This window comes from Streptomyces sp. GLSS-08 (assembly GCF_056387915.1).
The window spans coordinates 14,357-31,631 of the sequence record NZ_JBWJAQ010000013.1; the positions used below are offsets into that span (position 1 = coordinate 14,357).

The following is a 17,275-nucleotide window of genomic DNA, read 5'->3' on the forward strand; positions in this document are numbered from 1 at the left end:
GCGCTCCGCGCTCGTCCTCAGACGCCGGACGGGCTGGACATCTCCCCCCGGTTGTCGCAGAAAGCCCGGCCCCGGGGAGCCGGGTGGCTCTCCGGGACCGGGCCTGGTCCCCCGTGACCCCCGTCCGCGGGGGCTATTCGGTGGCGATGGCGTTCAGGACGTTCATGCGGCCCGCGCGGAACGCCGGGATCAGCGCCGCGAAGAGGCCCACGAAGGCGGAGCCGATGAAGACGCCGATGATCGTCGGCCAGGGGATGTCCAGGACGTTCAGGCCCTCCAGGGCGAGGAGCCTCTGGGCGGTGGCGCCCCAGCCCATGCCGAGGCCGAGGCCGAGCAGGGCGCCGAAGAGGGCGATGACGACGGACTCCAGGCGGATCATGCGGCGCAGCTGGCGGCGGGAGAGACCGATGGCGCGCATCAGGCCGATCTCGCGGGTGCGCTCGACGACCGAGAGGGCCAGCGTGTTCACCACGCCGAGGACGGCGACGATGATCGCCAGGGCGAGCAGGCCGTAGACCATGTTGAGGAGCTGGCCGACCTGGTCCTTCAGTTCCTGCTTGAAGTCCGTCTGGTCGCGGACCTGGTACTGCGGGTACGGCTTCATGGCCTTCTTGAGCGCCGCGTACGCCTGCTCCTCCTGGCCGGCCCTGGCGGAGGCGAACATGATCTCGTTGGGCGGGATCCGGTCCGCGGGGACGTACTTCTTCATGGTCGCAAGGCTCAGGTAGCGGGCGCCCTGGTCGATGGACGTGTCGTCGTCGGTGACGGCGGCGACCTTCAGCCTGGCGGTCTCGCCACCCTTGAAGGCGACGCTGAGGGTGTCACCGACCTTCACGTGGTGCTTGGTCGCGTAGTCGGAGCCGACGGACATGGCGTCCTTGCCGTAGGCGGCCTTCAGCGTGCCGGAGGTCGTCTCGCGGCGCAGATCGTTCGCGTACGAGGGGTCGGCGGCGGTCACGCCGTCGGTGTCGGTCTTGCCGTCCGGGGAGGTCAGCGTGGCTTCGAGCGTCTTGTAGCGGGTGACGTGCTCGAGGCCCGGGGTGGACTCCATGGCCTTCTCGGCCTGGGGCACGATGCGCTGGTTGCCCTGGACGATGAAGTCCGCGCCGACCGTCTTGTCGAGCTCCTGGGTCGCCGAGGCCACCATGGACGAGCCGACCACGGACAGGCAGGCCACCAGGGCGAGGCCGATCATCAGGGCCGCGCCGGTGGCGCCGGTGCGCCGCGGGTTGCGCAGCGCGTTGCGCTCGGCCATCCGCCCGACGGGGCCGAAGGCACGCAGCAGGACCGCGCTGATGACCCGGACCACTCCGCCCGCGAGCAGCGGGCCGATGATCACGAAGCCGATGAGGGTGAGCACCACGCCCGCGCCGAGGACCAGGGAGCCCTCGCTCGCCTTGTCCGCGTTGGCCGCGGTGAAGAGGGCGAACGTCCCGGCGCCGGTGAGGACCAGGCCGATCAGGCCGCGTACGAGACCGGCCTTGCCGTCGGACGGCGTCCCGGCGTCGCGCAGGGCCGCCATCGGGGACACCTTGCCCGCGCGGCGGGCGGGCAGGTAGGCGGCGAAGACCGTGACGACGATGCCGAGGAGCAGGCCGGCCAGGGGGGTCGTCGCCTTCACCGTCAGGTCGGAGGTGGAGAGGTTCATGCCCATGGACGACATGAGCTTCATCAGGCCGATCGCGATGCCGACGCCCGCGCCGACGCCGAGGATCGAGCCGACCACGCCGAGCAGCAGCGCCTCGACGAGCACGGAACGGTTGACCTGCTTGCGGGAGGAACCGATCGCCCGCATCAGGCCGATCTCGCGGGTGCGCTGCGCGACCAGCATCGAGAAGGTGTTGATGATCAGGAAGATGCCGACCAGGAACGCGATGCCGGCGAAGCCGAGCATGGCGTACTTGATGACACCCATGAAGGAGTCGACGTCCGAGCGGTTCTCGTCCGCGCTCTCCTTCTGCGTCTGCACCTTGTAGGTGCCGTCGAGTGCTGCGGCGACGTTCTTCTTCAGCTGGGCGTCGGTGACACCGGCGGCGGCCATCAGGTTGATGTGCGTGAACCGGCCGCTCTCGCCCAGCAGTTCACGCTGCGAGGTGGCGGTGTCGAAGTAGACGACGGAGGCGCCGGGATTGGTGACGGTGAAGGAGGCGATACCGACGATCCTCGCCTTGAAGTCACCGGTGACCGCGATGGTGCGCAGTTCGTCGCCGAGCTTCAGGTGGTGCTTGTCGGCGGTGTCGGCGTCGACCATCACCTCGGTGGGCCCGCGCGGCGCGTGCCCCTCGGTGATCTTCATCGAACGCAGGTCGTTCTTCGTCCAGTTGCCCGCGATGGTGGGCCCGCCGTTGGTGGACCCCATGTTCTCGTCGTGGCTGTCGACGACGGTCACGTTCATCGAACTGACGGCGCCCTCGGCGGACTTGACGCCCCGCGCCTTCGCCGCCTCGGCCAGTACGGAGGCGGGCATCGACTCCGGCTTGCCGTTCTGCGGGGTGTCGCTGGTCTTCGCCTCCTTCGGGGTGACGGTGACGTCGGAGGAGGTGGCCGCGAACAGCTTGTCGAAGGTCGTGTTCATCGTGTCGGTGAACACCAGCGTGCCGCAGACGAACGCCACCGACAGCAGCACCGCGACGGCCGACAGGGCCATGCGCCCCTTGTGCGCGAAGAAGTTGCGCATCGAGGTCTTGACGACGGTCATGACGTACGCCCCCGCGCGTCGAAGTCCTTCATGCGGTCCAGCACGGCCTCCGCGGTGGGCCGCTGCATCTCGTCGACGATGCGGCCGTCGGCGAGGTACAGCACCCGGTCCGCGTACGACGCCGCCACCGGGTCGTGGGTGACCATCACGATGGTCTGGCCCAGCTCGTCGACGGAGCGGCGCAGGAAGCCCAGCACCTCGGCGCCGGCCCGGGAGTCGAGGTTTCCGGTCGGCTCGTCACCGAAGATGATCTCGGGGCGGGCGGCGAGGGCCCGGGCGACCGCGACGCGCTGCTGCTGCCCGCCGGAGAGCTGGGTCGGCCGGTGCTTGAGGCGGTCGCCGAGACCGACCGTGTCGACGACCTGGCTCAGCCACGCCTTGTCGGGCTTGCGGCCGGCGATGTCCATCGGCAGCGTGATGTTCTCTATCGCGTTCAGCGTCGGCAGCAGGTTGAACGCCTGGAAGATGAAACCGATCCGGTCCCGGCGCAGCTGGGTGAGCTTCTTGTCCTTGAGACCGGTGATCTCCGTCTCGTCCAGGAAGATCTGCCCGGAGGTGACGGTGTCGAGTCCGGCGAGGCAGTGCATCAGCGTCGACTTGCCGGACCCCGAGGGGCCCATGATCGCGGTGAACCGGCTCCGCTCGATGTCGACGTCGATGTGGTCCAGGGCGACGACGCGGGTCTCCCCGGACCCGTACGCCTTCACGACCTGCCGCGCCCGGGCGGCAACGGCCGTACGCCCTCCAGTGCCCCCGTGCCTGGGAATGGTCACAGCCGTTGTCACGGTAAGTCTCCTATGCCGGTCAGTGGATGAGCGAAAAAGATGCCGTGGTCGCATCCCGGTACAGCTGGTGGATCGTGCTGCTCGGTACGTGGATCAGTCTGGTGGTGGCAGGGGGTCGGGCGCGCTGGTGCGCAGCGCACTCTTCACCTGGGGAAAACCCCACCCCCGGGGGTGCGGCCCGCACGACCCGAGCGGGTCCCGGTCCGCTCCCCAGCGGCATAAAGCCAGGTTAAGGACGGTCGCCGTCCCCTCTCGTCCTCCGCCGGGACGAACCCTCCCCGAGCCCTGGTGGGTAGGTACCCCTAGGGGCACTCCACCCTTCGGTGGAGTCCTTCTCGGGGTTGCCTCCACCCGCGGGCCCATGCAGCGTCCACCCTGCCGCTGCGCGAGGGTCAAGTGAGAAGGTGTCGGCGGCAGATAGGTGCAGGGGGAAGGAATCCGGTGGACCAGGAGGAGACGACGACACCGGCCGCGCGGACCGGCGCCTCGGCCGGCGCACGGCCCGAGGCCCGCCGGCGCCGCGCGGTCGTCGCGGCGCTCATGCTCGCGATGGCGCTCGCCGCGCTCGACGCCACCATCGTGTCGACCGCCGTGCCGCAGATCGTCGGCGACCTCGGCGGCTTCTCCGTCTTCTCCTGGCTGTTCTCGGGCTACCTGCTGGCCGTGACCGTGACCCTGCCCGTGTACGGCAAGCTCTCGGACACCTTCGGCCGCAAACCGGTGCTGATCGCCGGCGCCGTGCTGTTCCTCCTCGGTTCCCTGCTCTGCGCCGGCGCCTGGAACATGGCCGCGCTCATCGCCTTCCGGGTCGTGCAGGGCCTCGGCGGCGGCGCCCTCCAGGGCACGGTCCAGACGCTCGCCGCCGATCTGTACCCGCTCGCGGAACGCCCGAAGATCCAGGCGCGGCTGTCCACCGTGTGGGCGACGTCGGCGGTCGCCGGGCCCGCGCTGGGCGGACTCCTCGCGACGTACGCGGACTGGCGCTGGATCTTCCTCATCAACCTGCCGATCGGCGCGCTCGCCCTGTGGCTGATCGTCCGCCACCTCCACGAGCCGCAGCGCGTCGCCCGCCGGGACCGGCCCCGGATCGACTGGGCGGGCGCGCTCGCCGTCTTCGCCTGCGGGGGCGTCCTGCTGATGGCGCTGGTGCAGGGCGGCGTCGCCTGGGCCTGGCTGTCGGCGCCCTCCCTCGCCCTGTTCGCCACGGGACTCGCCCTGGTGGCCGTCGTCGTCATCGTCGAACGGCGGGCGGCCGAGCCGGTCATCCCGGGCTGGGTGTGGCGGCGGCGCACCATCGCCGCGGTCAATCTGGCGCTCGGCGCCCTCGGGCTGCTCATGGTCGCCCCGACGGTCTTCCTGCCGACGTACGCGCAGGCGGTGCTCGGTCTCGCGCCCGTCGCCGCCGGATTCGTCCTGTCCGTATGGACGTTGAGCTGGCCGGTGTCGGCGGCGCTCAGCCAGCACGTGTACCGGCGGATCGGCTTCCGCGCCACCGCGATGCTCGGCATCGCCACGGCGGCCCTGCTCCTGCTCGCGTTCCCCTTCCTCCCCTACCCGGGCGAACCGTGGCAGCCCGCCCTGCTGATGCTGCTGCTCGGCGGCGCGCTCGGCCTCTTCCAACTGCCGCTGCTCGTCGGGGTGCAGTCGACCGTCGGCTGGGAGGAACGCGGCACGACCACCGCGTCCGTCCTCTTCTGCCGCCAGACCGGGCAGACCGTCGGGGCGGCCCTGTTCGGCGCGGTCGCCAACGGGGTGCTCGCCGCGCGTCTCGGCGGCGCGGGGGATCTCGACTCGGTGACCCGGGCGCTGGACTCCGGCCACGCCGACGAACACCTGAGCGGAGCGGTCGCCGCCGCGGTGCACGCGGTCTACCTGGGCGCGGCCTGCGCGGCGGCCCTGGCCTTCCTGGTCCTGCTGCTGATGGCCCCACGGTTCCCGGTGCTGGGGAACCCGGGGGACTGAACGGGCCCGGACCCGGACCCGGACGCCGGGGCACCCGCCCCTCTCGCCGAGGGAGATCCGTGGGCCGCTCCTCACACCTCCGCCACACCTCCCGCCCGCCACACGCACAGCCAAGCGACAGCTTGGCGAGGGATAACACCGCAGGTCACCGAAGTATCCGCGCACCGACCACTCAGTTCGGGGAAACCCCTCCTCCCATCAACTACTTGCGAGTAACGTGCCTCGCTCACCCCCCGCTCCCTGCGGTCCCCACGGACCCGAGCCGCGCAAGGAGAAACGGGATGCCAGACGCGTTCTCGTTCCCCGAACACCAACCGCATCAACCGAACCGGCAGTCACCCCACAACTCGTCCCCCTCATACGCCACCTACCCCTGGGAGCCGCCACCGGCCGAGCCTCCGAGACCACGCCGCCCACGCCATCACGCGCTCGGGCAGCACAGCGACATCCGCCTGCTGCGCAGCGCCTACCGCCGGCAGCGCCGGGTGGCCACACTCACCGCGCTCGGCTGCTTCGTGCTCTTCCTCCTCCTCTCCGCGTTCGCCCCCTCACTGATGACGAGCCCCGTCTCCGGCGGGCTGTCCCTCGGGCTGCTGCTCGGAGTGCTCCAGGTCCCGGTCACCTGCCTGGCGATCTGGCTGTACGAGTACACGGCCCGCCGCCGTGTCGACCCCATCGCCGACCGCATCCGCAGACAGGCCGAACTGGACGTCCGACGGGAGGCCTCCCGATGACCGGCTTCAGCAGTTCCGCGCAGGCGATGTCCCTGGTCGCCTTCACCGCCGTCGCCACCATCACGCTGCTGCTGTGCGTGATGACGGGCCCCGACCGCGACGACATCGACGAGTTCTACACCGGGTACGGGTCGCTCTCCCCCCTGCGCAACGGCCTGGCCGTCGCCGGGGACTACATCTCCGCGGCGACCGTCCTCGGCACCGGCGGAGTCATCGCGCTCGCCGGGTACGACGGGGTCGTCCTCGCCCTGAGCACGGCGCTGTCCCTGATGCTGCTGATGTTCCTGCTGGCCGAACCGCTGCGCAACGCCGGCCGGTTCACCATGGGCGACGCGCTCGCCCGGCGAATGCCGGGGCGCGCGGTCCGCATCACCGCGTGCGCCGCGACCCTCATCGCGCTGCTCCCGCTGATGCTGGTCCAACTCGCCGGAACCGGCGACCTGCTGGCGTTCCTCCTCGGCTTCTCCAGCGACTCCCTGAAGACCGGCTGCGTGATCGGGCTCGGCGTGCTGATGATCAGTTACGCGGCGATCGGCGGAATGAAGGGCACCGCACTCATCCAGATTATGAAGATCGTGATGCTGCTGGGCTCCGGCACCGTCGTCGCCGTCCTCATCATGAGCAGGTTCGACTGGAGTCCGGGCGCCCTGCTGGACGCCGCCGCGCAGGGCAGCGGGGCCGGTCCGGCCTTCCTGCGGTCGGGACTCCAGTTCGCGGGCGGCCCCAGCCCACGCCTGGACATGATCAGCGCGGAGCTGACCGTCGTACTCGGCGGGGCGTGCCTGCCGCACATCACCATGCGCATGTACACCGCGAACAGCGCCCGCCAGGTCCGCCGTTCGCTGTCCTGGGCGGTGCCGTGCGTGGCCCTGTTCGTGCTGGTCATCTCGGTCGTCGGGTTCGGCGCGACGGCCCTGATCGGGCGCGGGGCGATCTCCGCCGCCGACCCGCAGGGCAACACGGCCTATCTGCTGGGCGCCCGGGCCGCGTTCGGGGCGAACGTCTCGACGGCGGAGACCCTGCTGTTCACGACCGTCACCACGGCGATCTTCCTGACCGTGCTCGCCTCGGTCGCCGGGATGATCCTGGCCTGCGCCAACTCCCTCGCGCACGACGTGTTCGCGGCGCGCGTGCAGGAGATGACACCGCGCCGCGAGATGACCGTCGCCCGGCTCTCCGCGCTCGCGGTCGGCGCACCGGCGATCCTGCTGGCCACGCTCGTCCAGCACCACAGCCTGCAGCCGCTGGTCACCCTGTCGTTCTGCCTGGGCGCCTCCGCCATCGCGCCCGCGCTGGTCTACAGCCTCTTCTGGCGCCGCTACACCCGGGCGGGCCTGATGTGCACCCTCATCGGCGGCTCGCTCACGGTCCTCGTGCTGATGACCGGCACCAACCTGGTGTCCGGCTCCCCCGCCTCCGCCTTCCCCGAGGCGGACTTCAACTGGTTCCCGTTCACCACGACCGGCATCCTCTCCATCCCGCTCGGCTTCGCCTACGGCTGGCTGGGCACGGTGGCCTCCGGACGCCGGAAGGCCGGGGAGCAGCGCCGCCAGTACGAGGCGGTGGAGGGCTGGATCCTGGCCGGCGCGGTCCGCCGCACCGACTGAGCGCCGCGCGCCCGCCGGAAGCCACCCGGCCGGGCGAACACCGTCCACCGGCCAGGGGGACCACCCCGGCCGGTGGACGGTGTTCGCAGTTTGGGGGCACCCCTGCGATGCACGGCGGGGTCGGCTGGAGGCACCACTGCGATGCACGGCGGGCGCAGACCCGGGGCGCCCGTCCGGGGATGCGCGGTGGACGACGGTCCGCGGGCACCGGGCGGTTGGACGGCGGGCGCCGGCTCGGGTACCTCACCGGGATGCACAGCGGGCGCAGACCCGGGGCGCCCGTCCGGGGATGCGCGGTGGACGACGGTCCGCGGGCACCGGGCGGTTGGACGGCGGGCGCCGGCTCGGGTACCTCACCGGGATGCATGGCGGGCGCAGACCCGGGGCGGGCGCCCGCACGGGACGCACGGGGGGCGCCGACCGGCAAGCACGCGGCCCGTGCAGCACGGGGGTCACCGCGTCGAGTGGGTGGCGGGCGCGGTCACTCCGCCGTCGCCCGGCCCGTCAGCGCCGTCAGTTTGCCGCGTACCTGGTCCATCTGGGCGCGTACCTCGTCCCAGCGTTCACCGTGCTCCCGCAGGACGCCCTCGGTCTCCCGCGCGATGCCGTCCGCACGGACCCTGGCCCCGGCGACCACCTCCGCGGCGCGCGCTTCCGCGGCCTCCTGGGTGTGCCGCACCGACTCCTCGGCCCGCGCCAGCTCCCGCCCCGCCGCGGCCAGGCCGGCCTCGGCACGGGCCACCAGTTCCTCGTGGTGGGCGTCGAGCGCCGCAGCCCGCTCCGCGGCCGCCCGCTCCGCCTCCTCCCAGCGCGCCGCGTGCTCCCTCTCCTGCTCGGCGAGCAGTTCCCCGGTGCGCCGCCGCGCCTCCCGCAGCGCGGCCAGCGACTCGCTGCGGCCCGCCTTCACCGCACGGCGGGCCGAGATCCGCAGGTCGTCGGCCTCGGCACGGGCCACCCGCAGCCGCTGTCCCACGTGCTCGTCGGTGGCGGCGCGCACCCCGTCGGCGTACGCCTCGGTGTCCTCGCGCAGGCGCCGGCCCGCCGCCTCCGCGTCCTCGACGAGCTGCCGCGCCTGCCGCCGGGCGCCCTCGCGCATCCCGTCGGCCTCCTCCCCGACGAGCGCGAAGAGCCGCCGCGCACTCTCACCGAGACTCTCGTACGTCTGCGGGGCCAGCCCGGCGACCACCTCGCGCAGGTCCTCCGCGTCGGCCTCCATCTCCCTGGCCAGCACGGTCAGCCGGGCCGCCCGCTCCCAGGCGGCGTCACGGTCCCGAGAGAGGGCCGCGGCGAACGCGTCGACCTGCTCGGGACGATAACCGCGCCGTACGGCCACGAAGCCGTGCGGCGACACCGAAGCGCTGCTCATCCGGTAACCCCTCTCCGCCGAACACACACGAACTGACGAATGATTTCGCGCATATCGTGACGGATCACACGGAAGTGTTCATAACGCGACACTCCGCTTGGCGGTTCCGGTCAGGGTTCACAACGAAAAGGGCGGTTCCGGTCGTACGACCGGAACCGCCCCTTCGACGCCGAGCACCACGGCTCAGCGGCGCCTCACAGCAGCCCGTCCCACATCTGCTCCAGCAGCACCGACCACCAGCTCTCCGGCGACCCCAGGGCCGCCGGGTCGAGGGCGGCCAGCTGCGCCTGGAAGTCGACGGTCCAGCGCCCCGCCTGCTCCTGGTTCAGGCCGTACCGCAGCCGCCACATCCGGCCCAGCAGCGCCAGACAGCGCGTGAACTCGGGCAGGCCCGTGTTCACGAACTGCGGCGGCACCGACCCGCCGCCGGGACCCGCCTCCACCGGCACGGCCACGATGTTCGCCGTGCCGTACTGGACACAGACCGCGCGGCCGAAGTCGGTGCCCATCACCAGGTACGAACCCGCGTCCGCAGCCGGCCGCACACCCCGCTCCTGCGCCAGCTCGGCGAGCGTCGGTACCGGGCGGCCCGGCTGCGCCTGCGCCCAGAAGAACGGGCCCATGTCGACCGGCAGTCCGGCCACCACCAGGGTGTGCGCCACGATCGGCGGCACCCCCTGCCGGGAGACCGCCGCATGGTCGAAGCGGAAGACACCCGGCCCGAACGCCGCCGCCAGCTCGTGCGCGATGCCCTCCGGCGGGAGGGGCGGCGCGGGCTGCACCGGCGGGATCGGGGCCCGCACCGGGGCGGGCCGCGCCGGGCCGTCCGCCACCTGATGCAACTCGCCCTGATGCGCGAGCAGTTGATGCATCCCCTGCTGACGGCTCGCGTGATCCGTGCCGTACGGGGCGATGCTGGTGATCCGCGCCTGCGGCCACGTCTCCCGGATCATCCGCGCGCAGTACGCACCCGGCAGCTCGCAGGACTCCAGCTCCGTGTGCAGCTCCAGCACCTGCTGCGGCGGCACGTTCATCGCACGCAGCTCGTGCAGGATCTGCCACTCCGGATGCGGGGTGCCCGGCGCGGAACGCCGGATCAGCTGCTGCTCCGACCCGTCCTGGGCGCGGTAGCGCAACACGGCCTGGTAGCCGGGACCCACCGTCGGCTGACCGCCCTGCGGATAGCCGTACGCCGGAGGCTGTCCGGGCACGGGCTGACCCGGCATCGGCTGCGGCCCACCCGGGGGCATGCCGGGTGCCTGCGGCGGCGGGGGCGCGGCGGGGCCGCCGACCGCTGGGCCGGCCAGCATCGTCGCCGCGTGATGCACGGCACCCGGGGTGCCCGGCGCACCGGGCGCCGCCGGGGCGCCGGGTACTCCTGGCGCGCCGGGCGGCCTCGGACCGCCGACGGCGGGGCCGGCCAGCATCGTCGCCGCGTGGTGGGCGTCACCCGCAGGCGTACCACCGGGCGGGTTCGGCGCACCCGGAGCATGCGGGACGCCCGGAGGGCTCGGGGGCGGGGGCGCGCCCGGACCGCCGAGGGCGGGGCCCGCCAGCATCGTCGCCGCGTGGTGGGCGTCACCCGCAGGCGTACCACCGGGCGCGCCCGGGGCCTGCGGTGCGGACGGCCCTCCCGGGCCCGGGAGGCCCTCGGGCCCGTCCGGACCCAGCTGGGACATCAGCTGCGTCGGCACATAACCGCCCGCCGGTGCGCCCGGCGCACCGGGACCGGGCGGGGGCGCACTCCCCGGGCGTGCGCCCGGCATCCCGGGCGCACCCGGCGGCGGAGGCGTCGCCGCCCCGCCACCCCGCGCACCGCGCGCCGGCCGCTGTGCCTTGCTGGTCGCGGCGTCCGCGATGTCACCGGCGTTCGGCGGCAACGGGCGCCCGGCGGATGCCGGACCGGCGGGCGGCTGCGGCGCGCCGGGACCGGCGGGACCCTGCGGGTAGCCGTAGGACGGGGCGCCCGGCGGAGGCGTGCCCTGCGGGCCACCGGGGACGGGCACACCGGGAGGCGGTGTGCCGGGACCGCCGGGGGCATGGGCACCCGGCCCCGGAACACCCGCAGCGCCGGGGGCAGTCGCGCCCGGGGGCGGGGTACCGGGGCCACCGGGAGCAACCATGCCGGGGGTGCCGGGCGCCCCGGGAGCGGCCATACCCGGACCACCGGACACCGGCACCCCCGGAGGCGGCGTACCCGGGCCACCGGAGAACGGCCCACCCGGAGGCGGCGTACCCGGGCCGCCCGGGCCCTGCGGATAGCCGTACGCGGAACCGGCGGGCGCAGACCCGGACGGAACCCCACCGGGGCCCCGCGCACCCGGATCCTGCGGGGAACGGGACGGCGACGGCGTGCCGGAGTCGTCCAGCGCGGGCGCCAGCGTCGTACGCGGAAGGGCACTGCCACCCGACATCAGAGCCGTCTTCGCATCCGGCGTCACACCCGGCGGCGGCGCCACCTCGTCGAAGTCGCTCAACGGCGGCGCGAACACCGTCGCGGGCAACGGCACCGAACGGTCCTCGCCCGCATCGGCGTTGGTGTCCGTCCCGGCCCACGGCGTCGCCCCCGCGGGCGCACCCGACGGCACCCGGTCCTGCGGCGGCACGTCCCGCACCTCGTCGTCGGACGCGGCGGCCGGCCACGGCGTCGCCCCCTCCGGAGCGGCCGCGACACCGGCACCCGAGGACGCCGGAGACACCCGGACACCCTCACCGTCCGACACCCCGGCGACCCCCGGACCCCCGCCCGCAGAAGCCCCGTCGGCAGACACCTCCGCAGCCGCCGGCCGCGACCCCGCCCCGTCCGACGCACCCGCCCGGCGGTCCGGAATCCCCATCCGGTCCGCCGCCTCCTGAAGCCACTCCGGAGGACTCAACAGGAACGACGTCTGATTCAGATCCACCCGCGCGGCAGGCGCCGGACGCACCGGCGCGTCCGCCACCCCGTACTCCTCCTCGTACCGGCGGACGACCTCACCCACCGGCAACGCCGGCCACAACGTCGCCTCACCACTGTCACGCGCGATGACGAGCCGCTGCGCCCCACCGTCCGAACGCGGACCGTCGGCACGGTCCTCCGCCCACACCACGAACCCGAGATCGAACTCCCGCACCCGCACCTCCCGGTGCTGATACGAGGCCACGTCCCCGTTGATCCACTCTTCCGCGCGCTCCTGCGCCTGCGCGAAGGTCACCATCGGACGCTCACTCCCCCACCGAAGAGACGGGCACGGCGTACGCGAAGCCACCGTCCACCATCAGATTCGCCACCGTCTCCAACTCCGGCGGACTGCCCGCCAGCCGGGACAGGAACACGTCGAAATCGTCCCCGCACGGAAGCAACAGCCGCTCCACCCGCTCGGCCGGCGGCCACGCGTCCTGGTCACGCGCATCGTCGTACGCGCAGAACCACACCGACCCGACCGCGTCGCCCTTCACCTTCACCGCGAGAAGACCACCCTGCACGAACCCGACGCACAGATAGTCCTTCGTCAGATGATCACGCAGACACTTGTTGATATAGACGAGATCATTGACCGCCGCCTCGTCGCGCACCGTGAAGAACGGCTGGTCCACCAGCAGCCCCAGCTCCGCGTCGAGCGCCGCACCCACCGGCGCACACCCGCCCGCCGCCTTCAGGAACGACCGGTAGGCACCCGGAAGCCGGTACCCCAGGTCCTCCTCGACCCCCAGCACCTGCTGCTCCGACACCGCCACCGACGACTTCGGCAACCCGAAATGCGCCGGCCGTGTCTCCTGCAACGGCCGCGTGCCCCTCTTGTCCTGATCCACCGCCGCCGTCGCCAGACCACCGTGATGCCGCAACAACGCCTTCACCTCGACCGGCACCAACTCCAGCCGCCGCGACCCCGGCACGTGGTGCCACGTCCACCCGTGCGGCGTCGCCACCGACGGAATCGTGTCCCACAGGTCGTGCCCCGTCGCGGCCAGCGCGGCATTCGCCGACACGTAATCCGTCAGCCGCAGCTCATCGACCCCGAAACCCTCCGGCGGCTCGGCGATCTCCGCGGCGGCACGCGCATACGGCGAGAAGTCGGGATAGCCGTGCTCGTCCACCCGCACACCTCCGGGATGACGCGCCGCCCGGACCGGATCCGGAAAATGCACGACCTGCCCCGCGTATGCCGCGTTCGGCGGCGCGGCTTGCTGCCCGAGCCGACCTGTCGTCATGGCGATTGCCCCCTGCGGCGTTCTTCGTACGGCGGTATGGATCCCGGATGTCGACAGCCTATGCGGTACGACGACACAGGTCACCGGGCCTCCAGTTCCGTGACCAGCCGTCACCCCGCCGTGACCGTCCGCCGAAGACCGCGCGTGTCGCGGCGCCCCAGCTTCCCCACCAGCCACCCCGTTTGGCAGTCTGTGTCCCCACCGGCGGCGGCGGTCACATCAGCGGCCGCCACCACGAGCCGGGAGGGGATGGCAACCATGAACGCGACACAGACGGGCACGTCCGGCGATCCACGCGTCGGCTGGAGCAGCACCGGAACACCCCACACCCCCACACTCCTCCACCGCCGCGACGGCATACTCCCCACCGTCGCCGCCGCCCTCTCCGTACGCGGCACCACCCTCACCGGAACAGCCGCCCGCGGCGACCAGCCCCCCGCCCTCCACCCCCTCGTACAGGACTTCCTCGACACCCTCACCAGCGCCCAGCGCGACCGCTTCACCGGACGCTGCGCCGAGACCATCCTCATCTCCCGCCACATCACGTCCGCCGACGCCACCCGCAGCAGACGAGCCGCACGCAGACCCATGACCAACGGCGAAGCCCGCAAAGCCCTCAAGCACGCCAAACTCACCGCCCGCCGCATCCGCGAGGACGGCGACCCCCTCCACGGCAGCTTCGCCGCACCCTGCCGCTCCTGCACCGCGCTCAGCGCCCACTTCGGCGTACGCGTCGTCGACCCCACAGCACAGGACGACTGACCTCCCCACCCCCAGCACGCCGGACCACGACACTCGACGAACCAAGGGCACATGCACGCCGACCGCACCTCCACCACACGCTTCTCCGTCCCCGTCGACGCCGCGCTGCGGGACGCGGGCTGGCAGCCGGGACGCTGGGACATAAAGCAGGCCGAATACTGGGCCGACACACTGCGCGGACACACCTCACCCGCAGGACACCGCCACACCGTCTTCCCCGCCGCCGTAGAAGCCTGGGCCGAATTCGGCGGCCTGCGCATCACCCCCCAGGGACCCGGCCGCCGCGTCGCTCCCGCCAACCTCCACCTCGACCCGCTGCACGGCCTCCACATGGCCCGCACCCTCGGCGACCTCGGCCGCGCCCTCGACACCGAGGTCTGCCCCCTCGGCGAGGAGACCGACACCGGCGCCGCCCTCGCCATCGACACCGAAGGCCGCGTCTACGCCCTCGACCACACCGGCGACTGGTACCTCGGCCACGACCTCGACCAGGCCCTCGCCACACTCCTCACCGGCCTCGAACCGGTCCGCCTCACCGCCGTCTGACCCACCCAGGGACACCCACGGACCCACACCCCGACGGACACCCGCACAACCCCTGACGCGCACCCGCGCCCGCCCGGCCCCGACACGCACCGCCCAGCCCCGACACGCACCCTCAGGCCGCCGGCAACACCGCCGACACCCGGTAACCCCCCGCATCCGTCGGCCCCGAGACGAACACACCCCCCAGCGCCGTCACCCGCTCCTTCATCCCCAGCAGCCCATTGCCACCACTCGGCAACCGAGCCGACGACGCCGAACCCGGCTCCGGCGGCGGCTCGTTCTCCACCTGCATCGCGATCTCCGACGAACGATGCGCCAACCGCACATACGTCTTCGCCCCCGCCGCATGCTTGTGCACGTTCGTCAACGCCTCCTGCACCACCCGGTACGCCGTCTGCTCCACCTCCGGCGCATACGACCGCACCTCCCCCTCCACCGACAGAGCCACCACCATCCCCGCCGCCGCCGACTGCCCCACCAACTCGTCCAGCTCCGCCAGACACGGCCCGTCCGCCGCCTCGTCCACCGCCCGCGACGCCGCCACCGCAGCCGCCACCCCCACCGCCACCAACGGCACCGCCGGACCCCGCCCCGCCCGGGAACCCGCCACCTCCCCCGTCCGCAGCACCCCCAGCATCTCCCGCAACTCCGTCAACGCCTGCCGGCCCATGTCCCCCACCAGCGCCGCATTGCGCACCGCCTTCTCCGGATCCTTCCGCGCCACCGCCTGCAACGCCGCCGCGTGCACCACCATCAGACTCACCCGGTGCGCCACCACGTCATGCATCTCACGCGCGATCCGCGTCCGCTCCTCGTTGCGCGCCCACTCCGCGCGCTCCTCCGCCCGCTCCGCGAGCAGCTGCAACTCCCGCTCCAGCGAATCCGCCCGCTCCCGCAGACTCTCCATCAACCGGCGCCGCGCCCCCACATACAGCCCCAGCAGCACCGGGGGCGCCGTCATCCCGAGCGACGTCGTGATCGACAGGAACGGGACGAACCAGTCCCCCATCGTCAGGTCCCCGCGCACCACGTCCTGGCGCGCCCGCACGAACGTCACGATCAGCGTCCCCACCAGGGACATGCCCGCCAGCGCCCCGATGATCCGGCGCGGCAGCTCGGACGCGGCGAGCGTGTACAGCCCGACGACACCCATCAGGAAGCCCATCTGCGCCGGCGTGATCGCCAGGGCGACGAGCACCACCGCGATCGGCCACCTCCGCCGCAGCACCAGCACCGAGCCGGCCACAAGACCGAACACGATGCCCGCCGCGAGCGGCAGACCCGCGTCCCGCGCGAACGGAACCCCCTCGGCCGCGCACTCGACCGCCGACGCCAGCGCAAGGCCGACGTCCAGCACCGCACTGCGCCACTTCGTCCACCACCACGGCCCTCTCCCGGCCGCGGTGTGGTCCTCCCCCGTCGTGGTCATGCCTCCCAGCCTACGGGCGCACCCCGGGCGGTTTCCGGTGAGTTTCCGCGACCGACCCCCACCACACTCCGTAATCGAACAGAAGCGAAACCTGCCGGTATCCCTCGAACTGCTGAATCGCACATTGTTCGCCCCCGGACGCCCGCATTCCGCACGAAGCCTGTGCTCATGGCATACCCACACGGCAAATACACCGACTTCGAAACCCTGCGGGAGCGGGCGGTGGCGCTGCGACGGGCGGGGCTCAGCCGCCGCCAGATCCGCGACCGGCTCCTCGTGGACAACAACGACATCCTCAACCGCCTCCTGGACGGCGAGCCCGCCCCCGAGTGGACCCACCGCCCCAACGCCAAGGACGACCTCCGCGCCCGGGCCCGCGAACTGCGTCTCAAGGGCTGGACGTACGACCGGATCCAGCTGGAGCTGGGCTGCTCGAAGAGCTCGATCTCGCTGTGGGTGCGAGACCTGCCGAAGCCGGAGCGCCGCAACCCCGCGGAACAGGCCAGGCTCGCGGCCCGCAAGCGTTGGGAGCACGAACTGGCCGTACGGGACGAGGAGCGCCGGCGCGTCAAGGCGGCCGCAGCCGCGGAGATCGGCCCCCTGTCCGCCAGGGAGCTGTTCCTGCTGGGCGTCGGCCTGTACTGGGCGGAGGGCGCGAAGGACAAGCCGTACGACCGCCGCGAGAAGGTCACCTTCGTCAACAGCGACCCCGGCATGATCGAGGTCTTCCTCCGCTGGCTCGACCTGCTCGGAGTGGAGCGGGACCGGCTGCGCTACTCCGTGATGATCCACGAGAGCGCCGACGTCGCGGGCGCCGAACGGTACTGGGCGGACCTGGTCGGAGCCGACCCGTCCGCCTTCTACAAGACGACGCTCAAGAAGCACAATCCCAAGACGGTCCGCAGGAACGTGGGCCCGGCCTATCAAGGGTGCCTGGCAGTCACTGTCCGCCAAGGCGCCGACCTCTACCGTCGCATCGAAGGGGCTTGGTACGGCATAGTGTTGTCCGCGCGCGACGCCGGTCGATCGAACCGGACATAACGCGCAGACCTTCCCGGGTCGTCTAATGGCAGGACAAATGGTTTTGGTCCATTGAATGAGGGTTCGATTCCTTCCCCGGGAGCAAGCACGTTCGGGCCCTGACAGCTCCGTCAGGGCCCGCTCTCATGTCACCCCCGAAACGCCCCGGTATCCT

The 17,275-nt window shown here is 72.4% G+C and carries 12 protein-coding genes and 1 tRNA gene; 7 read left to right on the forward strand and 6 right to left on the reverse strand.

What is annotated here, in order from left to right:
* Positions 1-133: 133 nt before the first annotated feature.
* Positions 134-2,698 carry an ABC transporter permease gene (locus tag AC0ZLC_RS22960; protein ID WP_476753826.1) on the reverse strand — a complete coding sequence of 855 codons (2,565 nt, stop codon included), beginning with the start codon at positions 2,696-2,698 and terminating at the stop codon, positions 134-136.
* Positions 2,695-3,483: an ABC transporter ATP-binding protein gene (locus tag AC0ZLC_RS22965; protein ID WP_476753827.1), complete on the reverse strand. Its 789-nt coding sequence runs from the start codon at positions 3,481-3,483 to the stop codon at positions 2,695-2,697. The genes AC0ZLC_RS22960 and AC0ZLC_RS22965 overlap by 4 nt, the downstream gene beginning before the upstream one ends.
* Positions 3,484-3,924: 441 nt before the next feature.
* On the opposite strand from AC0ZLC_RS22965, the gene AC0ZLC_RS22970 reads away from it, so the two are divergent.
* From AC0ZLC_RS22970 to AC0ZLC_RS22980, 3 genes are all read left to right on the forward strand, one after another.
* Positions 3,925-5,445, forward strand: a complete 1,521-nt coding sequence (locus tag AC0ZLC_RS22970; RefSeq protein ID WP_476753828.1) for an MFS transporter — start codon at positions 3,925-3,927, stop codon at positions 5,443-5,445.
* A gap of 281 nt (positions 5,446-5,726) precedes the next feature.
* Positions 5,727-6,179, forward strand: a complete 453-nt coding sequence (locus tag AC0ZLC_RS22975; protein ID WP_476753829.1) for a DUF485 domain-containing protein — start codon at positions 5,727-5,729, stop codon at positions 6,177-6,179.
* Positions 6,176-7,786, forward strand: a complete 1,611-nt coding sequence (locus AC0ZLC_RS22980; RefSeq protein WP_476753830.1) for a sodium/solute symporter — start codon at positions 6,176-6,178, stop codon at positions 7,784-7,786. Before AC0ZLC_RS22975 ends, AC0ZLC_RS22980 begins: the two co-directional genes overlap by 4 nt.
* A 481-nt stretch (positions 7,787-8,267) precedes the next feature.
* Here the strand turns inward: AC0ZLC_RS22980 and AC0ZLC_RS22985 are convergent, their stop codons facing one another.
* The 3 genes from AC0ZLC_RS22985 to AC0ZLC_RS22995 form a co-directional block, all read right to left on the reverse strand.
* Positions 8,268-9,152 (reverse strand): cellulose-binding protein, encoded by an 885-nt coding sequence (locus AC0ZLC_RS22985; RefSeq protein WP_476753831.1) that lies wholly within the window; start codon positions 9,150-9,152, stop codon positions 8,268-8,270.
* A 194-nt stretch (positions 9,153-9,346) separates the two neighbouring features.
* Complete coding sequence (locus AC0ZLC_RS22990; RefSeq protein WP_476753832.1) at positions 9,347-12,349, reverse strand: SUKH-4 family immunity protein; 3,003 nt, start codon at positions 12,347-12,349, stop codon at positions 9,347-9,349.
* 7 nt (positions 12,350-12,356) lie between these two features.
* On the reverse strand, positions 12,357-13,343 hold the full coding sequence (locus AC0ZLC_RS22995; protein WP_476753833.1) for an SMI1/KNR4 family protein: 987 nt from the start codon (positions 13,341-13,343) through the stop codon (positions 12,357-12,359).
* Between the two features lie 249 nt (positions 13,344-13,592).
* Here AC0ZLC_RS22995 and AC0ZLC_RS23000 point away from each other — a divergent pair, with 249 nt between their 5' ends.
* Together AC0ZLC_RS23000 and AC0ZLC_RS23005 are read left to right on the forward strand one after the other, a co-directional pair.
* Positions 13,593-14,105: a YwqJ-related putative deaminase gene (locus tag AC0ZLC_RS23000; RefSeq protein ID WP_476753834.1), complete on the forward strand. Its 513-nt coding sequence runs from the start codon at positions 13,593-13,595 to the stop codon at positions 14,103-14,105.
* A 51-nt stretch (positions 14,106-14,156) separates the two neighbouring features.
* The gene (locus tag AC0ZLC_RS23005) at positions 14,157-14,651 is read left to right on the forward strand and encodes an SUKH-3 domain-containing protein (protein ID WP_476753835.1); all 495 of its coding nucleotides are present in this window, start codon (positions 14,157-14,159) and stop codon (positions 14,649-14,651) included.
* A 112-nt stretch (positions 14,652-14,763) separates the two neighbouring features.
* Here the strand turns inward: AC0ZLC_RS23005 and AC0ZLC_RS23010 are convergent, their stop codons facing one another.
* Entirely contained in the window at positions 14,764-16,080 is a 1,317-nt protein-coding gene (locus tag AC0ZLC_RS23010) for a sensor histidine kinase (protein WP_476753836.1), read from the reverse strand.
* 168 nt (positions 16,081-16,248) lie between these two features.
* Here AC0ZLC_RS23010 and AC0ZLC_RS23015 point away from each other — a divergent pair, with 168 nt between their 5' ends.
* Complete coding sequence (locus tag AC0ZLC_RS23015) at positions 16,249-17,121, forward strand: hypothetical protein (RefSeq protein ID WP_476753837.1); 873 nt, start codon at positions 16,249-16,251, stop codon at positions 17,119-17,121.
* 11 nt (positions 17,122-17,132) lie between these two features.
* A tRNA-Gln gene (locus AC0ZLC_RS23020) sits at positions 17,133-17,203 on the forward strand.
* Positions 17,204-17,275: the final 72 nt, after the last annotated feature.